This window comes from Proteiniclasticum sp. C24MP (genome assembly GCF_043951855.1).
GTDB lineage: Bacteria > Bacillota > Clostridia > Clostridiales > Clostridiaceae > Proteiniclasticum.
In genome coordinates this window covers 22,662-43,479 of sequence record NZ_JBINJW010000018.1, presented here as the reverse complement: position 1 = coordinate 43,479, position 20,818 = coordinate 22,662, and the positions used below count along the sequence as shown (strand labels likewise).

The window sequence follows — 20,818 nt, the reverse complement described above, 5'->3', positions numbered from 1 at the left end:
AAAAAGCACCGCTGCGTCTTCTCACGCAATGGTGCTTTTCCCTGTAATGGAATGGAGTTATTTATTACACTCCCATTATGCGGTTTTCCTGCTGCTTCTATTCATCTTCCGGAAGAATATCCCTGAATACCAGGTCGATGACGGCCTGAAGGTTTTCCTTCGAAGTGGAGGAATAGAGAATCAGCTGATCCTTTTCTGTCAGTTCCAGTGTTTCCCGGATGAGCTTTTCACTTTTCCTGATGTCGTTTCTCTTCAGCTTATCCAGCTTCGTTCCGATGACGACCACATCTTTTTCATAATAACGGAAATACTCCATCATGGCGATGTCATCGGCTGTGGGCTTATGTCTTGAATCCACCAGAAGCACGAACCTTTTCAGGTGCGGACTGCTGTTGATGTAATCTTCAATGATCTTCCCCCAGGCGGCCTTTTCGGTTTTCGAGATTTTCGCATAGCCGTAGCCTGGAAGATCCACCAGCATGGCTGCTTCGTTGATGAGAAAGAAGTTCACAAGTCTTGTACGACCCGGTGTATTGGATACTTTCGCAAGCTTTCTTCTGTTGGTGATGGCATTGATGATGGTGGACTTTCCGACGTTGGAACGTCCTACAAAAGCCACCTCCGGATGCCCTGTTTCAGGATACTGGTTTTTCCTCACTGCTGATGTGATGAAATCCGCGGTTTTGATTTTGATCATTGCTTATTCCACCTCCAAAAGTGCTTTCTCCAGTACTTCATTAACTTCCTTCACCGGAATGAAGGTGAGTTTCGATAAAATCGACTGCGGCAGTTTCTCCATATCGAACTTGTTCTTTTCCGGAATGATGATGGTGTCGATACCTGCCCTTGCTGCAGCAAGAGATTTCTCTTTCAGACCACCGATGGGCAGAACTCTTCCCGTTAGGGTGATCTCACCTGTCATGGCCACATTGTGTCTTGCTTTTCTGCCGGTGAGGGCGGAAACCAGCGCTGTGGTCATGGTGACACCGGCAGAAGGTCCATCCTTGGGCACTGCACCTTCCGGTACGTGCACATGGATATCCTGATCCTTGTAGAATTTGCTCTTCACGCCCAGTTCTTCACTGTGCGCTCGAATATAGGAGTAGGCGGCCTTGGCCGATTCCTTCATCACATCACCCAGCTGTCCGGTAAGCTCGAGCTTGCCGGTTCCGTCCATGACGGAAACCTCAATGGGCAGAATATCTCCGCCGAACATGGTCCAGGCAAGCCCAGTGACCACGCCCACACGGTCTTCCTTCTCCGCACGGTCATACATGAATTTCGGATGACCCAGGAATTTCTCCACCATCTGGGTGTTGAGATTCACGGAGTCCTTCTTCTTTTCCAGCATATAGGCTACGGATTTTCTGGTGAGGGAGGCGATGGTTCTTTCCAGATTACGAACGCCGGACTCCACAGTATATCCTTCAATAATCAGTTTGATGGCATTGTCCGAGATTACCAGCTGGTCTTCCTTGAGATTATGCTCCTTCAGAACCTTGGGAATCAGATGCTTCTTTGCGATGTTCAGCTTCTCTTCGTAGGTGTAGCCGTTGATCTCAATGACTTCCATTCTGTCCAGAAGCGGTCTTGGAATGGTGTCCAGGGTATTGGCTGTGGTGATGAACATGACCTTGGAGAGGTCCATTTCCACTTCCAGATAATGGTCTCTGAATGTGGAGTTCTGCTCCGCATCCAGCACTTCCAGAAGGGCATCTGCAGGGTCTCCCCTGAAGTCATTGGCCATCTTGTCGATCTCATCCAGCAGAAACAGCGGATTTCTTGTCTTGGCCTGTCTCATGCCGTAGATGATTCTACCTGGAATACTGCCCACATAGGTTCTTCTGTGTCCTCTGATTTCCGCTTCATCACGCACGCCACCCAGTGACATTCTGACGAAGTTTCTGTTCACGGCTCTGGCCACGGACTTGGCGATGGAGGTCTTACCGACTCCTGGAGGTCCTACCAGACAGATAATGGGCCCCTTCATGGTCTTGGATGTGTTCTTCACAGCCAGATACTCGATGATTCTGTCCTTCACATCCTTCAGGCCGTAATGGTCCGCTTCCAGAATTTCTCTGGCTTTGATGATATCCAGATTGTCTTTGGTTTCCTTGTTCCATGGGAGATCGATGAGCCAGTCCAGGTAGGTTCTTATGATGCCGCCTTCCGCACTGTAGCTTCCGCTGTTTCGGAGACGGTCCAGCTCATAGAGGGCTTTCTCCTTGGCTTCTTTTGGCATCTTGGCCTTCTTGATCTTTTCCTGATAGGAGAAGAACTCCTTGGCGTCTTCATCATACTCACCCAGCTCATCCTGAATGGCTTTCAGCTGCTCTCGGAGATAGTATTCCTTCTGCACCTTGTCGATGTTGCTCTTGACCTTGGTGCCGATCTTCTTCTCGATTTTCGCGATTTCCAGTTCCTTGTTGATGATCACAAGAAGCTTTTCCAGTCTTTCCTTGACATTCAGCGTCACTAACAGGTCCTGCTTGTCCTCCGGCTTCAGCATCAGATACGATGCCACAGTGTCTCCGAAACGACCCGGATCTTCTATGTCATCCAGTGAAAGGAGCGCTTCCTGAGGCATATAGCCTGTGTGACGCACATACGCCTGCAGTGTGTCCTTGACGCTTCTGACCAGCGCTTCGCATTCCACGTTCACTTCTTTCTCCGCTTCTTCATCAATGATGGATATGGTCGCCTTGTAGTGCGGGTCTTCCTTGATGGATGTGACTTTCCCTCTGGAGATCCCTTCCACAAGAACTCTTACTGTGTTTCCCGGAAGCTTCAGAAGCTGTCTGATGACACAGAGCGTTCCGATTTCCAGAAGATCTTCTTTTCCAGGCTCTTCCACTTTGCTTTCTTTCTGCGGCACCAGAAAAATCTCCTGGTCCTTCAGCATTGCTTCATCCAGTGCAGCAATGGATTTCTCTCTACCTACATCGAAGTGCAGGACCATATATGGAAATATGGTGATTCCTCTTAAAGGAATCATGGGAAGAGTTCTTCTCTTTCTCGCCATAAAATTACCTCTCTCTCGAAAATGGACAAACCTTTCGGTCTGTCCATCCAGTTATGCTGTTTCTTCGTCTTTCAGTGCTTTACGATATAGGATTTCCGGAGACTTCGTCTTTATGGTATCTCCATGAATGATGACTTTCTCGATGGTTTCATCCGAAGGCACATCAAACATGACTTCCTTCATGATGTCCTCCAGTATCGAGCGCAGTCCTCTTGCTCCTGTATTTCTCTTGATCGCTTCTTCCGCAATGGAGAGCAGCGAATCTTCCGTGAACTCCAGCTCCACATGATCCATTTCGAAGAGCTTCTTGTACTGCTTCACCAGTGAATTCTTCGGTGTCTTCAGAATCTCGACCAGCGCCTGCTTGTCCAGACTGTTCAGCGTGACCACGATGGGCACTCTTCCCACGAATTCCGGAATGAGACCGAACTTCAGCAGGTCTCCTGGAAGAATATTCTCCAGAAGCTGTCCGATGTTCTTCTCATGCTTGGACTGGATGTCTGCTCCGAATCCGATGGAAGATTTCTGTGTTCTCTTCTCGATGATCTTGTCCACACCATCGAATGCTCCCCCTACGATAAAGAGGATATTGGTGGTATTGATCTGAAGGAGTTCCTGATGAGGATGCTTTCTTCCACCTTGAGGCGGAACGGAAGCCACAGTGCCTTCCAGAATCTTAAGAAGCGCCTGCTGCACACCTTCACCCGATACATCACGGGTGATGGATGGATTTTCAGACTTTCTTGCGATCTTGTCGATCTCATCGATGTATACAATTCCTCTTTCCGCTTTTTCCACGTCGTAGTCGGCGTTCTGGATCAGCTTCAGAAGAATGTTCTCCACATCTTCTCCCACATATCCGGCCTCTGTCAGTGTTGTGGCATCTGCGATGGCAAATGGCACTTCCAGAAATCTTGCCAGAGTCTGAGCAAGAAGGGTCTTACCTGAACCTGTAGGTCCAAGAAGAAGAATGTTGGACTTGGATAGCTCCACGTCGCTTTTCTTCGGATAGTTGATTCTCTTGTAATGATTGTATACCGCCACCGACAGGGATTTCTTTGCGGATTCCTGACCAATGACATACTGGTCCAGATGCGCCTTGATTTCCTGGGGCTTTGGCAGTTTTGTAAAGTCCTGCTCACTCTTTTCTGTGAGTTCCTCTGCAACGATTTCCGAGCAGAGCTCGATGCATTCGTCACAGATATATACGCCCGGTCCTGCGATGAGTCTCTTGACCTGGTCCTGACTCTTTCCGCAGAAGGAACACTTCAGTAGATTCTTATCTTCAAATTTTGCCATTATTATTCACCTCTTTTAGTTGAACACCTGCCGCCTTAAGCGATGCAGTTTCCGGCACTTGCTGCCGGAAGTTCCCATTTCCTCGTCCTCGTCATCTACTAACTCCATGGGCGTCTTGATTCGGGTGTTCTACCCTATTTTACCACTAGAAAGGGTAAACCTCTATGCTTTATTTACTTCATGCTTTTCAAGGATGCTGTCGATTAGACCATAGGAAATAGCCTGCTCTGCACCCATGAAGTTGTCTCTTTCCACATCTCTAGCGATTACTTCGATATCCTGTCCTGTTCTTTCGGACATGATTCTATTCATCTTTTCCTTGATCTGGAGGATTCTTCTTGCATGGATTTCGATATCCGTAGCCTGACCCTGATATCCGCCCAGGGGCTGATGGATCATGATCTCACTGTTTGGAAGGGCAAATCTCTTCCCCTTTGTTCCTGCAGTCAGAAGGAACGCACCCATGGATGCCGCCATACCTACACAGATGGTTGCCACATCAGGCTTGATGTAGTTCATTGTGTCGAAGATGGCCATACCGGAAGTGATGCTTCCACCCGGGCTGTTGATATAGATATAGATATCCTTGTCCGGGTCTTCACTTTCCAGAAAAAGCAGCTGTGCCACTACAAGATTTGCCGTGACGTCATTGATTTCTCCTGAAAGCATGATGATTCTGTCTTTTAAAAGTCTGGAGAAGATATCATAGGATCTTTCTCCTCTATTGGTCTGTTCTACTACCATTGGTACTAAACTCATTTTCTTACCTCCATAACGATTCATTTTCTTCATTCATGTATATCAGTATACCTAGATTAAATTAAATTCTACTTAAAGAATCCATTAATTAATTTTAAACAATTTAATTGCTTGCATGTTACTATCATTTTACACCAAAGTGAAAGAAAATCAAATACCTGAATCCTAAAGATAGAAATATTGCCAGAGAAACCATGTCTCTGGCAATAAAAATTTCTCTTTATGTAAGACATGCCGTGATATTACGATCTTAAAGATAAGATTTCATACCATAATCACATCTCTTCTGGGGTCTATTCGTGGTCGTGACCTTCATGATCCTCTTCTTCATCATGATTATGGTCATCATGGCTGTGATCATGGCTTACAGTGATTTCCTTCTCTGTAATCTCAGCGGATGCAAGAAGAAGGTCGAACACCTTGTTTGTGGTAACTTCCATTTCCAGATCTCTTCTGTTGTTGTTCAGAAGCATTTCCTTCAGCTCATCCTGCTGTTCTCCATACATCTTCACGATTTCTTCGGCCTTAGCCATTACTTCTTCCTCAGAAGCTTCAATGCCTTCCTTGGCAACGATGGCTTCAATAAGAAGGTCGTTCTTCACAACGCTTTTCGCATTGTCTCTGAACATTTCACGGATGGCGCTTTCTTCCTGGCCTGTCATCTGCAGATACATTTCCTTGGAAATACCCTGCTGCTGGATTCTCTGCTCGAAATCTCTTACCAGTCTGTCGATGCTTGTTTCCACCATGACTTCAGGGACGTCGATTTCCGCCTTGTCTGCCAGTGCCTTGATGAGGTTGTTGTTCAGCTCGCTCTTGGCTCTGTTTGATGCATCTTCTTCCAGTCCTTCTCTGATGCTTGCCTTCAGTTCTTCCAGAGTTTCGAATTCTGAAACTTCGGAAGCGAATTCATCATCCACTTCAGGGAATTCCTTGGTCTTGATATCAAGAATCTCCACATCAAATTCTGCATCCTTGCCCTTGAGCTCTTCTGCCTGGTAGTCTTCAGGGAATGTCACCTTGACGGTCTTTTCGTCTCCGACCTTAAGGCCGATCAGCTGGTCTTCGAAGTCACCGATGAACATATTCGCTCCGATGGTCAGTTCGAAGTTCTCACCTTTTCCACCTTCGAATTCAACTCCATCCACTTTGCCGTTGAAGTTGATGACAGCTACATCATCCTTTTCCACAACTGCGCCTTCTGGCTTGGACTCGATTCTTCCGTTTCTTTCCACCAGATGTTCGATCTCATGGTCGATGTCGTGGTCAGTAACCTTAATGACAGGCTTCTCCACTGCAAGTCCCTTGTATTCTGGAAGATCGAATTCAGGATATACTTCCACTTCCGCTGTGTAGATGAAGTCTTTTCCTTCTTCCATCTGTGTGATGTCGATCTTTGGATAGTCAATCGGCTTGATGTCCGCTTCTTCGATGGCCTGTGGATAGCTGTCGCTTAACAGGAAATCACTGGCATCGTCAAACAGAACTTCCACGCCGTAGAACTGCTTCACCAGCGCCAGAGGAGCCTTTCCTTTTCTGAATCCCTGAACATTCAGGTTCTTCACATTTTTCTTGTAGGATTTTCTGATGGCCTCATCCAGCTTTGCAGCTTCCAGAGTCACTTCTAATTTCACCTTTTTGGAATCTAACTTTTCGTGCTTTACGTTCATTAATGATATCCTCCTATGCCCTAGAGGGCTTCTTTTCAAACTTATAATATTATAAATGAAATGGCTTCGCATTTCAATGATTATGGGATTATTCTTTCCAGATACTTTCTGCTTTCAATGAGCTCCGCCAGAGATTCATAGTTTTCCTTATAGACCTCTATGATCCCCGGCCCCTTGTATCCTAGGGACTCCACCTTGTGGAAGAGCTTGCCGAAATCAAAATTTCCCTTTCCCGGAAGAAGACAGGTGCTTACTGCATCATGGTCATTCAGATGAAGATTCATGAGATCCTCTCCGTAGATATCCAGATAGTCATAAGGCGATTTTCCGGCTTTCACCGCCTGCTTCACATCCAGGGTGAATTTCAGCGGTTCTTTCACCGCATCCTTCAGACGCTTCAGATATTCCAGGTCTCCCGACAGACACCAGGAAACATTTTCCTGGGCAAGGGCCATGCCGCGGACACCGGCTTCATAGACCATCCGCTCATATATATAGACCACTTCGGAAAAACTCATATTCCTGTGGGGCTTACGGATGAGTCCATGAAACGTATAAGCCTTGGCACCAAGGATCTCTCCGAAACGGACGAAGTCCTGGAAGATTCTGAAAAAGTCTTCTCTTCTTCTTTCATAGGCATCAAACAGATAGGGTTCAAAGGCGGAGCTTACAGTGTGAACGGAATTGATCCGCACATTCTCCTTCTGTGCCAGTGCTTTCAGTTCATGCCCATAGTCTTCGCTGAACTCGAAAAAACTATTGGCAAAGATCTCCAGTACACGGAACCCTTTATCTGCAAGTTTCTTCACTGCGTCTTCCGTCAGCAGTTCGGGATAGAATATGGCGGTAGAGATTCCAATCTCCAAGTTTCATCACTTCTTTTCTTCATTCATTTCATAGAGTCATTTCCTGAAAGCGCCTATTCACTGATGATCTTGTAGTCCGATGTCAGATAGTAGGTTTCCCCTTCCTTTGTATAGGAAAGACCCAGCTCGGTGATTTCTCCAAGAACCACATCGGTACCGAAGACGCTCTGAAAGTTTCTGTGGGATAACGGCTCAAGGTCCACCACGTACAGGAATCTCCGCTCATCGAACCAGGGCAGCTGTGACATATAGACCACAGTATCCGCATCCAGGAATTTAGGCTGCTCCGCCCAGACAAAGTCTTCCGTTCTTCTGAGAATACTTTCCTTGGACTCCGTATACCCTCTGGAATTCTTGTAGATCTTGTAGGTGATGTCCGTGACATTTCCATCAAGGTCAATGAGGAAAAGGTCCTGGGTCTCCTCATCCAGAATCACAGCCTGATTCCTGGATGGAGAGATGTCTCCCTGCATCCCCATAAGTTCAGTAATGGGCGCAAAAATCTTCTCGCCGTTTTCCTCCACCACTTCCAGCGAAACTTCCTTCTCTATGGGCAGAGCTGCTGTGACATACTGCTTCTCGATGACAGGCTCCTCTTCAAGAGGTTCTTCCGTTTCCTCATTGGTGACGGTTTCCGGAATCTGCTCCAGAATCTCTTCTTTCTGGACTTCTTCCTGAGCGATGTCCTGTTTCACCTTTTCAACCATCTCCAGAATCGGTTTCCGGAACAGCAGTGCCAGTGCGGCGATGACAATGAGAAAAAACGCAAGCTTTCTGAAAAAGCGTTTCCTTTTTTCTCTTTTATGATACTTACTACTGAATATACTGGTATTTCTTCTCATCTGTTCTCCTTATTTTTTAATGGGAATTCCACCCTTGCCGCATCCGCAGCCGGAAGCTTTCCCCTCTGCACTTTTTTCACCGCAGCAGGATTTCTTCTCCACCAAATAGTTGTCCGTGTAGTCCTCGTAATCCGTTCCTTCTTTAAGCAGGTCTTCGATCATAAGATAAATTCCTCCGTTCCTTCAATGGCTCTTGCAACCAGCTCATCACTTTCCAGTGCCTGTTCATGAAGCTTTATGTACTTGAGCTTCGGCTTGGTCACTGGATGCTTTGGCACGAAGATGGTGCAGCAGTCTTCATAAGGCAGTATGGACGTCTCATAGGTGCCGATTTTCTGGGAAATCTCCATGATGTCTCCCTTGTCCATGGCAACCAGAGGTCTGAAGACCGGTCTGTCACCGGCATCATCGGAAACCACCAGAGCTTCCATGGTCTGGGAAGCCACCTGCCCGATACTTTCTCCCGTGGTGACACTCTGTATACCCAGTTTGTCTGCCAGAGCACAAGCGCACTTCATCATGAATCTTCTCATGATGATGGTCAGCTCATTCTCCGGGCATTTATCCATGATCTCCATCTGGATTTCAGTAAACGGAACCACATGCAGATGGATTTTTCCGGTGTACTGGCTCAGAATGGACGCAAGCTCCTTGACTTTGTCCTTGGCTCTTTCTGAAGTGTAGGGATGACTGTGGTAATAGACCCCATGCACTTCGATGCCTCTCTTCGCCATGAGAAAACCAGCCACCGGCGAATCAATTCCACCGGAGAGCATCAGCATGGTGCTGCCGTTGATGCCATAAGGCATCCCGCCGATTCCTCTTTCCTTGCTGACATAAACATAGGCATTGTCGCGGATCTCAATGTCCACCACATAATCCGGCTTTTTGATCTCCACATGATAGCCTTCCGTATTCTTCAGGATATGTGCACCAACAAGGCCGGAGAGCTCCATGGAATTCATGGGGAACTTCTTGTCCGCTCTTTTTGTGGCCACTTTGAATGAGGTGCCCTGAGGCTGCTTCTTCATGACTTCCAGCGCCAGCTCCTTGATCTTCTCGATGTCTCTTTCGGTCTGCACCACGGTGCATACTTCATAGACGCCGAAGACTTTCTTGACCTTCTCCTTGATTTCGGACACGTCCTCCGACTGGATGAACCAGCGGTTCTGGTCTGTATAGAAGGAATAGTCGTCATTTTTCAGGACATTCTTGATGTTCTCTTTCAGTTTCTTCTCAAATCTTCCTCTGTTCAGTCCCTTGAGAAAGATTTCAGATGCATATTTTATCAGTAACAGTTCCAAATTATTTCCTCCTTAGAAATTTCACTGCTTCTTTGATCTTCTGCGCAGCATATTCGATTTCTTCTTCCGTTGTTTCCACCTGGAAACTCAGCCTTATGCTGCCTTGGATCTCCTTTTTCGAAAGCCCCATGGCCTGAAGCACATGGGAATCCTTCGTATCCTTTGAGGTGCAGGCGGAACCTGTGGATACATAGACTCCTTCATCTGAAAGATAGTGAAGAAGCACCTCTCCGCGCATGCCCGGTATGGAAACGCTGAGGATGAAGGGCGATGTGCTTTCAAGAGGGGAATTCACCTTCAGTCCGTCGATTTCCTGCAGAAGCTCTATCATCTTCTTCTTCAGTCCATGGACATGCAGATAGCCCTCTCTTCTATCCTCTTCTCTCTTTCCTGCCGCTTCTCTGAAGCCCAGAATGGAGGGCACATTCACCGTACCCGCTCTGAATCCCCTCTCCTGTTCTCCGCCCAGAAGGAGAGACTGCGGCTTCTGTCCTTTTCTCATGTAGACGAATCCGCATCCTTTGGGACCATGAACCTTATGAGCGGAAACCGTCATATAGTCCACATCCATTTTCTTCACATCCAGCGCATATTTCATGTATCCTTGCACTGCATCCACATGAAACTTGGCTTTCCTGCTGACAGACCTTATGACCGCCGCAATTTCCGGAATGTCGTTCACTGCACCGGTTTCATTGTTCACCATCATGATGGATACAAGTGATGTGTTTTTCGTAAGCTTTTCAGTAAGCTCCGAAAGACGGATCCTGCCCTCATCGTCAACGGACAGAAAATCCACTTGTACACCTTGCGTTGCAGCATATTCCATCACGCGCAGCACACTGGGATGTTCTGTGCATGACGTGATGAAATGCGCACCTTCCTTAATAAAGGACCTTATGATATGATTGTTTCCTTCCGATGCCCCCGAGGTGAACACGATCTCTTCTCCCAGAGCATGGACGGTTTCAGCAATGTCTTTTCTTGCCGCTTCCAGAGCGTCCTCGGCATCTCTTCCGATCTTATGGATGGAATTGGGGTTTCCGTAGATGTCTTTCAGCGCTTTGGTCATGATCTCTATGACTTCCGGCTTCACCGGAGTGGTTGCTGCATTATCCAGATAAGCTTTCATTTCATCACCTTCAAAATATTTCACTGATTTACTTTATCATAAGAAGCGTTAAAGCTCAAGCTTAAGAAGACCTTCGTAGATTCTGCTGATGAAAGGTCCGATTTCTTCAGAAACCTCAATGAATCCCTGCTGCATCGTCTTCCCGCCGCCGCCTCTGAATCTGAACTCCTCACGGGCAGGTCTCACAAGTTCCTTCGCATCTGCACTTTCTCCTGTGAAGATGAAGATTCTGCCGTCTTTTCTGTAGAATACCGCAATCTTCTCCTTCTTCATCAGATGATTTCCCATGGCTTTGATGAGCTCGTCCTCATACTCCACTTCTTGAACCACTGTATCCTCTTCATAGTTTTCCACAAGGGCTCTGGCAAGGTCCAGTGTAAGCGCTCCATAGGCTTTCCTGTATTCGTCTCGCTCTTCTTTGACCTGCCGCACTCTGAACGGCAGTTCATCCAGATTGACTCCCAGCTCCGCCTTCAGCTTCGAGATGGCATCCTCCATATCATAGAGGTATCTGTATGCACGCTCTCCCGCCACATAGAAGATGCGGCTGCCTCCCTTGTATTTTTCCACCGCAGTGATTTTAAAGAGCCTCAGATCCTTCAGGGATTTCACATGGGTGCCTCCGCAGCCGCACCAGTCGATCTCGCCGATCTGCACAATGCGGATGTTCGAGTCCACCTGAACCGCTTTTCTCAGTGGAATGTCGCCCAGATTGTATTTGTCTCTGTAGTAGGTGGATACCGGAAGATTCTTCCCTATAAGATCGTTGACCTCCTGCTCCGCCTGAAGTCGCACTTCTTCGGAGATTTCCAGGTCCGTATCAATGGTTGCGTGAACCTTTCCCATATGAAAACTTAGGGTTTCCACACCGAACTGGTCTTTCAGAACCGCAGTGAGCACATGCTGCGCCGTATGCTGGATGCTGTGGTCTTCCCGAACCTTCTGGTCTATGACGCACTCCACAGGCATATTGATGGTCAGCCCGGAGAAGGAAGCCAGCTTATGGTAGATCTCTTCTCCTTCCGAAAAGACATCAAGAACTTCTTTCCCGTTGACGGTGCCCTGGTCTGCAGGCTGTCCTCCCCCTTCAGGATAAAAATAAGTGCTGTGAAGGGTGATATACACCCCATCTTCTTTCTCTTTTACGGATCTGATCCTTGATGTGAACCTAAGCACATCCTGATCCACCTGATATAGTTTCACGCTATCCACTCCCATACATTTTTTCACCCTTCATTGTACCATTAATTGAAAATGAGATGCATAGGATGAGCATAAAAACTCCCATCACACGGAGTTTTTCGTGGGCTATTTCAGTGAGGAAAGAATGCGTAGACGGATCTCCCGCGAAAACACCTGAGTTTTAATGGAAAATGAGTGAAATCTTAATTCACTTTTAATTTATCTCTCGTATAATGGCTTCAATAAGTAAAGTTCAGATAAAGAGAGGAAGTTAGTGATGGAAAAGAAATTATACAAGAATACGGACAGAAAAATGATCTCAGGTGTCCTGGCAGGTTTTTCCGACTACCTGGGAATTGATGTCACCATACTGCGAATCGGATATGTGCTGTTGAGCCTGATTATGGAAGCGTTCCCAGGAATCATTCTCTACATCATCCTCGCCATTGTAATGCCGGACATGGATGAGCGCGACAGAGAGAGAAAGACCTACAAGAGCCAGAAAAGCGACAATCCCTACGCCAGTGAAGAAAACGCATATGGACAGAAGAACTATCAGGATGTGGATTATAAAGAGACCAAAGATACAGAAGATCCGGACAAGAACTTCAAGAAATCCGGCGGAGCCTATACGCCAGACGACCGGCACTGAAAATGAAATGCGTGCAGGAACCCTCACACCAGAGTCTGGTGGAGGGTTCTTTCTGTTTCCCGGTACATCACAGCGACAATCGCTCTGGATCCTCTTCCCGTCAATTCACATTCTTTTAACAATATTGAATTATAATAGTCAATAAATAGACTATCCCTACTATCTGTCAAGGAGGAAAATCATGGAAGAATTGAAGAAACTGCTCCTTTCCGCCGTCGGCGCTGCAGCCATTAGTGTTGAAAAAATTGACAGCACCGTCACCGAACTCATCGAAAAAGGGAAACTCAGTGTGAAGGAAAGCAAAGAACTTCGGGAAGAACTGGTTCGCAGAAAGAAGGAATCCGAAGAGGATCTGGTGAAGAAAGAAGACCTCAATGAAATCATCGATTCTCTGAATCTCATCAGCAAAAGAGAGCTGGAGCTTCTGGAAGAAAGAGTGGCGAAGCTGGAAGAACAGATGAGAACCGTGAAAGATACAGACATTTGACAGACGCATTTCTTCGTATAAGGTGGTGTTCTGATGGGAGAAAATCAAGGCAGTTACAGCAAGAAGCGCTTTAGAGAAATTGTGAGAGTCCTGGCTTCCTATGGCTTTGGACATATCATTCACGCAAAATTCCGGACAGACAAAATGAAAAATGATCCGGAGAATCTGAGACTGGTCTTCGAAGAACTGGGACCTACCTTTATTAAAATCGGTCAGATTCTCTCCACAAGACCGGATGTGCTTCCCGCCGAATACATCACCGAGCTTTCAAAGCTGCAGGACAAAGCGCCCCACTTCCCCTATGAGACCGTGAAATCCATCATAGAGGAGGAGCTTGGAAGACCCCTTGACGAAATCTTCTCTTCCATTGTGGAAACACCCATGGCCTGCGCTTCCGTTGCCCAGGTCCATCGGGCAGTTCTGTTGGATGGAACCAAAGTCATCGTCAAGGTCCAGAGACCTGACATCGAAGACAGACTCCTGGAGGATATCCACATCCTCATACGAATTGTGAAAAGAGCGCCCAACACGCTCAGAGATATCCTGCTGGATCCGGTGGAAGCACTGGAAGAGATTCTTGAAACCACAAAGATCGAACTGGACTTCAACAACGAGGTCCACTATATGCTGCGATTCAGGAAGGAGAATGAATCCATAAAATGCATCAGTATTCCCAGTGTATACCTGAATCTGTCCACCAAACGGATCGTGGTTCAGGAAGAGATTGAAGGAATCAAGATCACAGACAAGGAAAAGCTTCTGGATGCTGGATATGATACAGATGACATCGGGAAAAAGCTGGTACTCTCCTATCTCTACCAGCTCTTCAATAACGGTTTCTTTCACGGAGACCCGCACCCTGGAAACCTCATCATCCATGACAAGAAGATCTACTACATAGATTTCGGCATCATGGGCAGTCTCACGCAGAAAGCAAGAAGGTCTGTGAACGATCTTCTTCAGGCCATGGTGAAGCGAGACATCGGTCAGCTGGTGAATCTAGTGCTGGACCTTGCTCAGCAGAAAGGCCCCGTGGATAAGAACGTTCTTTATGAGGACATTGAATACATCATCCACTACTACCTGCAGACCAGCCTGAAGAACATCCAGGTCTCCAGGCTTTTCATGGATCTTTTCGAAGCGGCCAGAAAAAACAACCTGAAGCTTCCCAAGGAATTCACCACACTGCTGAAATCCCTCCTGATCCTGGAAGGGGTCATCAGCGAAATCGCCCCGGATCTCAGCATCATGGAAATCGCAAAGGACTATCTGAAGGAAGATCCGAAGCTTGACCTGTGGCCTGAATTCTCCATGGACAGTCTGGCTCTGCACAGCTACAGTCTTGTGAAGGACACCCTTAAAATCCCCATCAGCATTCAGACGATTCTGGACAACTTCATCAGCGGTCGCGGAAAAGTGAAACTGGATATCGTGAACTTTGACAACCGATGGGTGGACTTCAACAAAATGATCAATCGAATGGTTTTCGCCCTGGTCGTATCCGCCATCATCATCGCATCCGCACTGATCATTCGCAGTGGGGATGGACCGAATTTCAACGGCATCAGCCTTGTGGGCATGATGGGCTTCGCACTTGCAGGTTTTCTCGGTCTGTGGCTTCTCCTATCCATTCTGAAATCCGGAAATATCTGATCCATGCGCCACTTCTCTGCCATAATCTGAATGCAGAAAGACGCCCTGGGAACTTATGCTCCCTGGGCGTCTTCAGTTTCTTATCCGTTCATTCTCATTTTTCTTGCTAAATATGACCTTCTGTCTGAATACTCATGGCGAAATATCGGATGGAGTCCTCTTTCTTGCCCATTTTGTAATAGACTTTGGCCAGGTCCTGGTATCTTTTGGCGAGTTCCCTGGTTTTCCCCTTTTTGATGAGCATGTCCAGTGACACACTCAGATAGGTCTCCGCCATGTCATAACTTCCGTTCTCCGCAAGGAGTCTTCCTTTGAAGTAGTAGGCTTTTTCCACCACATCCGGATGCTGATTTTCAATGGCTGCATTGACCACCATATCCACATATTTCGATGCTTCCTTGTAATGCCCTTCTTCCACAAATCTGTTCATGGCATCCAATAGGAGCGTCACATTATCCGCCAGAGATTCCTGAGGGAAGATCTTCGCCGCTTCCGCCATCTCCTTGTAGGCTCCTTCCACATCTCCGCCATTCAGAAGCTTCACTGCGAGAAAATACTTCGCCTTGGCATGCATCTCAGGGTACTCCTTGAGATACTCGCTGATCTTCTCATAGTTTTCCTCTCCGTTTTCGGAAGTGCTGATCAGACAGTACTGAAGATGAATCTGACCTTTGATTCTCTTGTTCTCCGTGATTTCCAGAAGCTCATCCACCAGAGGAAGATACTTCTTCGCTTCTTCATACTCTTCCAGATACACAAGACAGGCTACCGTCATATAGGGTATGAGAAGCCTTTCCTCCTTGGTGATGGAATCCGGCAGTGTATCGAAGTTACTCATGAGATAGTTGAGAAACACCAGTGCATTCTCATATTCCGAAGTCGTATGGAGATACTTCGCCATGGTCATGCAGTAGAGATACTGCGTCTCCGCATTGACGATATTGATATAAGTCCTGTACAGATGGGAAATCTCCACATTCAGCTCTTCGATTTTACCCTTTTCGATGTAATGATTGATCAGCTGAATCCTCGCCTGAAAGGTCTGCATCACAAGACCATTCTGCTCTGTCACCTCTATGAGTCCTTTGATTTCTTTTTCATAGTTCTTCGAAAACATATTCTCTGACAGTTTTTTCAGCTCATCGTTGACTTCCTGGATGATGTCCTTCTTGAGACTTTCCTTTTCGATGCCGAGTCTCTTGGCTACCAGATCCAGCACCCACTCTTCTGCTGTCACTTTGTCGTTTTCGATGGTGCTCATCTTCGAAACGGATATTTCCGAACCGCAGAGCGCTTTCAGTGTCATGCCTTTCTGTACACGTGCTCTTCTTATTTTTTCACCGGTACTTAGTATTTCCATTACTTGTCACCCTCCTCTTGGAGCATAATATTCATGGATTTCTCAAGCAGTTTATAGGAATCCACGTTCTTCCCTTTTTCCAGATAGAATTTAGCCATGAGCAGCATGATTTTGGATTCTTCTTCTTTCAGCTTCTTCTCTCTGGCGATATTCAGAGCGAGGATGAGATTGTTCACTGCACCACGCATATTTTTAAACAGTGATTCCACTTTCGATTTCACGAGATACAGTTTGATGTTTCCGAGGAAATCCTCTTCCAGAACCATTCGGTCCAGGAGATTGAGCGTTTCATAGGCATCTTCTTCTCTGCGCAGATGACCATAGCACTCTGCCAGATGCAGATTCACTTCCTTGAGCATTTCTTGATTCTTGTTGTAGAGCACTTCCGATTTTCTGAAGTGGGTCACCGCATCTTCATAACGGTCGAAATCCTCATAGAGCTTGCCGAGATTCATCTCGATCTCAGCCATTTCAGACTCTTCCTCACAGGTTCTGAAGATCTGAAGAGACATCTTCGCATATTTTGATGCTTCTTCGAAATTGCCTTCCATCTCATTCTTTTCTGCAAGTCTGGTCAGGAACTTTCCATAGGATTTCTTGTCAGACATGATTCCGAACTTTTCATCGGACTTTGCGGTATATTCTTTGCTCTTTTCGAGATTTCCTACTTTCTTGTAGGCAACAGCCAGATAGAAATAGACCTTGGCCAGCATGATTTCATCTGTCAGAATGCCTTCCACAAATAAAGCTTCGGATTTATGGAAATAACTGATGGCCATGGGTAAAGACTCCTGGTCCATACAGGTCTTCGCCACAAGCATGAAGTTATCGATATAAGCACCTTTGTAGTTATGGGTGGAATAGATCACATTGCACTGAAACAGATAATCAAAAGCTTTCGTGAAGTTCTTTCTGCTGATCTCAAGCATCCCTTTAAGATAAAGGTTCTTTGCCTTAGGCAGAATCAGATTATACTGATTGATGTAGTGATCGCCTTTTTCAATGTATTTGGATGCCTTTTCATATTCACCGATTTCGATGCTGATCTCAGCCATCTCGCTGAAGTACTCGCAGATGCGGTCTGCCTGCGTATTCTCGGATTCCATGAAATATTCCACTGAAATATCCAGTGTCTCTGCCAGATAATCCAGAAGATCCATCGAAGGATTGGACTTACTGGATTCCACAAGACTGATCTGTCCAGGGGTTACGCGATTACCCGCTACATCTTTCAGCGTCATGTTTAATTCTTTTCGTCTTTTTTTGACCTTTTCGCCTAATGATAATACTTCCATAAACTTCTCTCCTAAAGCATAATTAACATTTTCATTATAGCATATAATTTAGCTAGATTAACTCTAGAAAAGACTTTTGTGACAGATTTTTTAGTGATTTCTGATGCAAACATGAGTTACAGTCAACAAATTGACTGAAAATCCGTTCTCTGGATTAGTTGAAGTTTTAAAACAGAAGCCCTGGAAACAGCGAAAAGAGAAGTGCACTCAAGCCTTCCGAGCACCTTCTCTTTCAGTATCCGCATATATTTTTCTGTGAAATTTTTAATATAGAGGAACTTTATGAATACAAGCCCCTCAACTAGAGCTTTCTTTCCGAAAAAGCTTCCTTTGCCAGTTCATCCGCCCGGTCATTGAACCGGTCTCCGCTGTGGCCTTTCACCTTTCGGAACTTCACATTCAGATCCTTCTTCATGGACTGATAGAACTCATGGTAGCCTCTGGTCAGATCATTGTTTCTTTTCCATGTTCCTAAGGCCCAGCTTTCAATGCCCTGATAGTCAAAGTACAGCACAAGATTCCTGTAGCCGCTTTCCCTGGCATAGGTCATGGCTTTTATTGCCCCAAGGACTTCTCCGGCCACATTTCTCATGGAGCTGTACTCACCCTTCTGCGCTTCACATTCCGAATAGACCTCTTCTCCCTTATGGACCACCACCAGTCCATAGGCATACCGTTTCGTGGACAGTTCATAGCTTCCATCCACATAGATGATCACCTGGTCCTCTTCTGGCACCAGACTATGTGTCATCACAGCTTCTTCTTTCTTCTCCGGTTTTTTCTCACCAGGAAGATCCTCCCCATGCAGCTGGATGAAGGAAAGGGCTTCTTCCCTTGTGGGAAAGCTCTTGTATTTCACCCCTTTGGCTCCTGTCACTTCCTTTTTGCACTGATCCCAGGTTTCAAGAATCATCGGTCTTTTTGAATGCCCGTCCAGCACCGCATAAAATTTACCCAAACTAAAATCTCCTTACAAAAAGGAGCCCTTACGCTCCTTTTATCTTTCTTATTGCTTTCAAAGGATTTTCTATACTCTATATCGGAAATATCCTTTCTTTTTCTTATGAGTACCCGCTATTTCAGCGCCGGTTCGAAAATCGGATCCAGATCCACCGGCTTCACTTCCTCATCAGGAATCAGGTATGCCTCATCCGTCAGATAGGATTTCTTTCTCTTCTCCAGATTCTCATCAATGAGCCCATAGACCTGATTCAGGGTCTTGGCCGGTGTGAAGTTTACAATCTTCTGAATGTTGTCCTGCACAAGCTTCAGTGTAGCCAGGTCTCCCTGCCAGTGCTGCACAAGAATCGGCACCGGAATCTTGCCTAGTATGTAGCTGGTACCGAAGAACAGAATGGCCAGATCATCCATCTTGCCAAGAAGCGGAACCTTGCTTGGAATGATGTCAGCAGGAACCAGAGGGTAACCGAAGGTAAAGGCTATGAGCGCCTTATCCCTTTTCGCCACACGCTTGTCCTTCATGAGCCTTAATGCCAGAGCATACATATCAGGGAGAATGAAAGCATATTTTGCCATATTCTTCTTGTCATAAGGCACTTTCTCGAAAATCTTCCATCTGAAATCGGTATAGGAATCTTCCGTACGGTCCATAAGACCCAGCTTTCTGTTGAACTCAGCAAGCTTTCTTTCCTCTTCCTCTCTCTTTACTCTTTCTTCTTCTTCCTTGTCTTTATTGGATTCTTCCTGCATGGCGTCGATGTCCGCTTCAATGCCTTTGAGTCTTAAGGACAGAACGCCATTTTCCATGAGAAAATGCTCCACTTCCAGATGCACATGGGGCACCTGCTGCAGGGCTTCATCGATATTCACCGACAGTGCCTTGTTCTCATAGGTGAGGCCCATTTCGGAAGCTTTCTTGGCCGCCGTTTTGGAAGCGATGTTCAGAATGAACTTGGGAATCCCAAGCTTCAGCACCTTGATCCGTTCAATCTTCAGGGTCAGCGTGTTGTTGAACACACTGAGGATTCTCACCTTCGCCAGAAACGGGATACTGATGATCTTTTTAAAGCTGCCTTCGATCTGGATGAAGTTGTCTTCCAGTTTCACATCCTTAAATGTAAGTTCCGGCACTTTGGTTTCCACCAGAGTTTTCAGATCATACATGATATCTTCCGCACTTAATGTTGTGGTAACAGATGTCACTCTCATAAATTTTTCTCCTTTCAATGTTTCTTGAAAGCTTTTACGCATAATATATAACTTTATTATAGCAAGTTCTTTCCTCGTTATGAGGAACTCTTGAAAATATTTCAATTAACTTAACATTTGAACAACCTCAGATTCACCCATTCTCCTTAGGACGCCGACTGAGTAGCAGAATCAGCGCCGTGATGACAATCCCCCCCAGAAGCCCTCCTATATGACCGAAGTTGTCGATGTTGCTGGAGGTGAATCCCGAAAAAAGATTGATGGCCAGCACGATCATGATTCTTGAAAACATGGATTTCATGGATTTCTTCTTGCCGAAGAGGGTGATGACCAGGATAGCGCCAAGAAGCCCGAAGATGGCTCCAGATGCACCTACAGCCACATTGGGCGTATAGAGATAACTGAGCATTCCTCCCGTCACGGCCGAAAAACAGTAGATTCCGAGCATCTTCCATTTCCCCATGAATTCCTCCACAATTCTGCCTAAAGCAAAAAGCGCATACATGTTGAAGAGCACATGCATGAAATCCGCATGAAGAAATGCGGAAGTGAAGAGCCTGTAATACGCCCCTGCCTGAATCAGTTCATTGACCTTGGCACCATAGCGGATCAGGACAAAGATGTCGATATCCAGCCCTCCTGACTTGATGGCCGTGAATGTATAGATCACAATATTCAAGATCATGAGGGTAAAGGTCACCGCCATGGAACGCAGTGTCATTTTCTGTTTCACCGCCACTTTCCTCGATAGAACAGATCTAGAGACATCATCATGGCCGAAGAACTTCCCTTCCTCATCCACATAGACTTCGGAATAGTTCGGCAGTTTCTCCTTCAGCGGTACAGGATGTCCACCAGTGAACACGATATTCAGTATGTAAGCCGGAATTCCGTTCAGTCTCGCATGATTCATGAAAGCCAGAAGATTCTCATCTTCTTTCCCGAGGGTGGAAAAGATCACGGCTAAAAACCCATTCTTGATGGGCGTATAAAGATAGAAATTCAGTTCTTCTTCAATGGAATGAAACTCTTCCAGAAAAAACCCCTTCTCGTCGATGAGAAGATCCATGGTTTCCCGGATCACTTTGTTTATCATAGGTGCCTCCAGCATTTGTGACTTACTCTG

General features: G+C 46.2%; 19 protein-coding genes. 3 read left to right on the top strand and 16 right to left on the bottom strand.

Annotation, left to right across the window (positions count from 1 at the left end; all coding sequences use genetic code 11):
• Window positions 1–97: 97 nt before the first annotated feature.
• From yihA to ACHAL6_RS11465, 11 genes are all read right to left on the bottom strand, one after another.
• On the bottom strand, window positions 98–694 hold the full coding sequence (gene yihA / locus ACHAL6_RS11515) for a ribosome biogenesis GTP-binding protein YihA/YsxC (protein ID WP_395270829.1): 597 nt from the start codon (window positions 692–694) through the stop codon (window positions 98–100).
• Window positions 695–700: 6 nt separating this feature from the next.
• Window positions 701–3,022 (bottom strand): endopeptidase La, encoded by a 2,322-nt coding sequence (lon, locus tag ACHAL6_RS11510; protein WP_395270818.1) that lies wholly within the window; start codon window positions 3,020–3,022, stop codon window positions 701–703.
• A gap of 51 nt (window positions 3,023–3,073) precedes the next feature.
• Window positions 3,074–4,321: an ATP-dependent Clp protease ATP-binding subunit ClpX gene (gene clpX / locus ACHAL6_RS11505; protein WP_395270817.1), complete on the bottom strand. Its 1,248-nt coding sequence runs from the start codon at window positions 4,319–4,321 to the stop codon at window positions 3,074–3,076.
• A 162-nt stretch (window positions 4,322–4,483) separates the two neighbouring features.
• On the bottom strand, window positions 4,484–5,080 hold the full coding sequence (gene clpP / locus ACHAL6_RS11500) for an ATP-dependent Clp endopeptidase proteolytic subunit ClpP (RefSeq protein ID WP_207598744.1): 597 nt from the start codon (window positions 5,078–5,080) through the stop codon (window positions 4,484–4,486).
• Between the two features lie 293 nt (window positions 5,081–5,373).
• Complete coding sequence (gene tig, locus ACHAL6_RS11495; protein WP_395270816.1) at window positions 5,374–6,750, bottom strand: trigger factor; 1,377 nt, start codon at window positions 6,748–6,750, stop codon at window positions 5,374–5,376.
• An 80-nt stretch (window positions 6,751–6,830) separates the two neighbouring features.
• A complete protein-coding gene (locus tag ACHAL6_RS11490; RefSeq protein WP_395270815.1) occupies window positions 6,831–7,616 on the bottom strand; it encodes a sugar phosphate isomerase/epimerase family protein in 786 nt (261 codons plus the stop codon).
• Window positions 7,617–7,669: 53 nt separating this feature from the next.
• Window positions 7,670–8,458, bottom strand: a complete 789-nt coding sequence (locus ACHAL6_RS11485) for a hypothetical protein (RefSeq protein WP_395270814.1) — start codon at window positions 8,456–8,458, stop codon at window positions 7,670–7,672.
• A gap of 9 nt (window positions 8,459–8,467) precedes the next feature.
• On the bottom strand, window positions 8,468–8,620 hold the full coding sequence (locus ACHAL6_RS11480) for a hypothetical protein (RefSeq protein WP_395270813.1): 153 nt from the start codon (window positions 8,618–8,620) through the stop codon (window positions 8,468–8,470).
• The gene (gene thiI, locus ACHAL6_RS11475; protein WP_395270812.1) at window positions 8,617–9,762 is read right to left on the bottom strand and encodes a tRNA uracil 4-sulfurtransferase ThiI; all 1,146 of its coding nucleotides are present in this window, start codon (window positions 9,760–9,762) and stop codon (window positions 8,617–8,619) included. Before thiI ends, ACHAL6_RS11480 begins: the two co-directional genes overlap by 4 nt.
• 1 nt (window position 9,763) lies before the next feature.
• Entirely contained in the window at window positions 9,764–10,894 is a 1,131-nt protein-coding gene (locus ACHAL6_RS11470) for a cysteine desulfurase family protein (protein ID WP_395270811.1), read from the bottom strand.
• 48 nt (window positions 10,895–10,942) lie between these two features.
• Complete coding sequence (locus tag ACHAL6_RS11465) at window positions 10,943–12,097, bottom strand: alanyl-tRNA editing protein (RefSeq protein WP_395270810.1); 1,155 nt, start codon at window positions 12,095–12,097, stop codon at window positions 10,943–10,945.
• A gap of 256 nt (window positions 12,098–12,353) precedes the next feature.
• On the opposite strand from ACHAL6_RS11465, the gene ACHAL6_RS11460 reads away from it, so the two are divergent.
• The 3 genes from ACHAL6_RS11460 (at window position 12,354) to ACHAL6_RS11450 (ending at window position 14,868) form a co-directional block, all read left to right on the top strand.
• Window positions 12,354–12,728 carry a PspC domain-containing protein gene (locus ACHAL6_RS11460; RefSeq protein WP_395270809.1) on the top strand — a complete coding sequence of 125 codons (375 nt, stop codon included), beginning with the start codon at window positions 12,354–12,356 and terminating at the stop codon, window positions 12,726–12,728.
• Window positions 12,729–12,909: 181 nt separating this feature from the next.
• Window positions 12,910–13,215, top strand: coding sequence for a phasin family protein (locus ACHAL6_RS11455; protein WP_395270808.1), 306 nt, complete (start codon window positions 12,910–12,912; stop codon window positions 13,213–13,215).
• A 33-nt stretch (window positions 13,216–13,248) separates the two neighbouring features.
• Window positions 13,249–14,868 (top strand): ABC1 kinase family protein, encoded by a 1,620-nt coding sequence (locus ACHAL6_RS11450; protein WP_395270807.1) that lies wholly within the window; start codon window positions 13,249–13,251, stop codon window positions 14,866–14,868.
• Between the two features lie 106 nt (window positions 14,869–14,974).
• Here ACHAL6_RS11450 and ACHAL6_RS11445 read toward each other — a convergent pair whose 3' ends face one another.
• The 5 genes from ACHAL6_RS11445 to ACHAL6_RS11425 all read right to left on the bottom strand — a co-directional run bounded on the left by ACHAL6_RS11445 (window position 14,975) and on the right by ACHAL6_RS11425 (window position 20,788).
• Window positions 14,975–16,228, bottom strand: a complete 1,254-nt coding sequence (locus tag ACHAL6_RS11445; protein WP_395270806.1) for a hypothetical protein — start codon at window positions 16,226–16,228, stop codon at window positions 14,975–14,977.
• Window positions 16,228–17,523 (bottom strand): helix-turn-helix domain-containing protein, encoded by a 1,296-nt coding sequence (locus ACHAL6_RS11440; RefSeq protein WP_395270805.1) that lies wholly within the window; start codon window positions 17,521–17,523, stop codon window positions 16,228–16,230. Before ACHAL6_RS11440 ends, ACHAL6_RS11445 begins: the two co-directional genes overlap by 1 nt.
• Before the next feature lie 301 nt (window positions 17,524–17,824).
• Window positions 17,825–18,481, bottom strand: coding sequence for a viroplasmin family protein (locus ACHAL6_RS11435; RefSeq protein WP_395270804.1), 657 nt, complete (start codon window positions 18,479–18,481; stop codon window positions 17,825–17,827).
• Between the two features lie 116 nt (window positions 18,482–18,597).
• A complete protein-coding gene (locus tag ACHAL6_RS11430) occupies window positions 18,598–19,692 on the bottom strand; it encodes a YkvA family protein (RefSeq protein WP_395270803.1) in 1,095 nt (364 codons plus the stop codon).
• Between the two features lie 133 nt (window positions 19,693–19,825).
• Window positions 19,826–20,788, bottom strand: a complete 963-nt coding sequence (locus tag ACHAL6_RS11425; protein ID WP_395270802.1) for a rhomboid family intramembrane serine protease — start codon at window positions 20,786–20,788, stop codon at window positions 19,826–19,828.
• Window positions 20,789–20,818 lie beyond the last annotated feature (30 nt).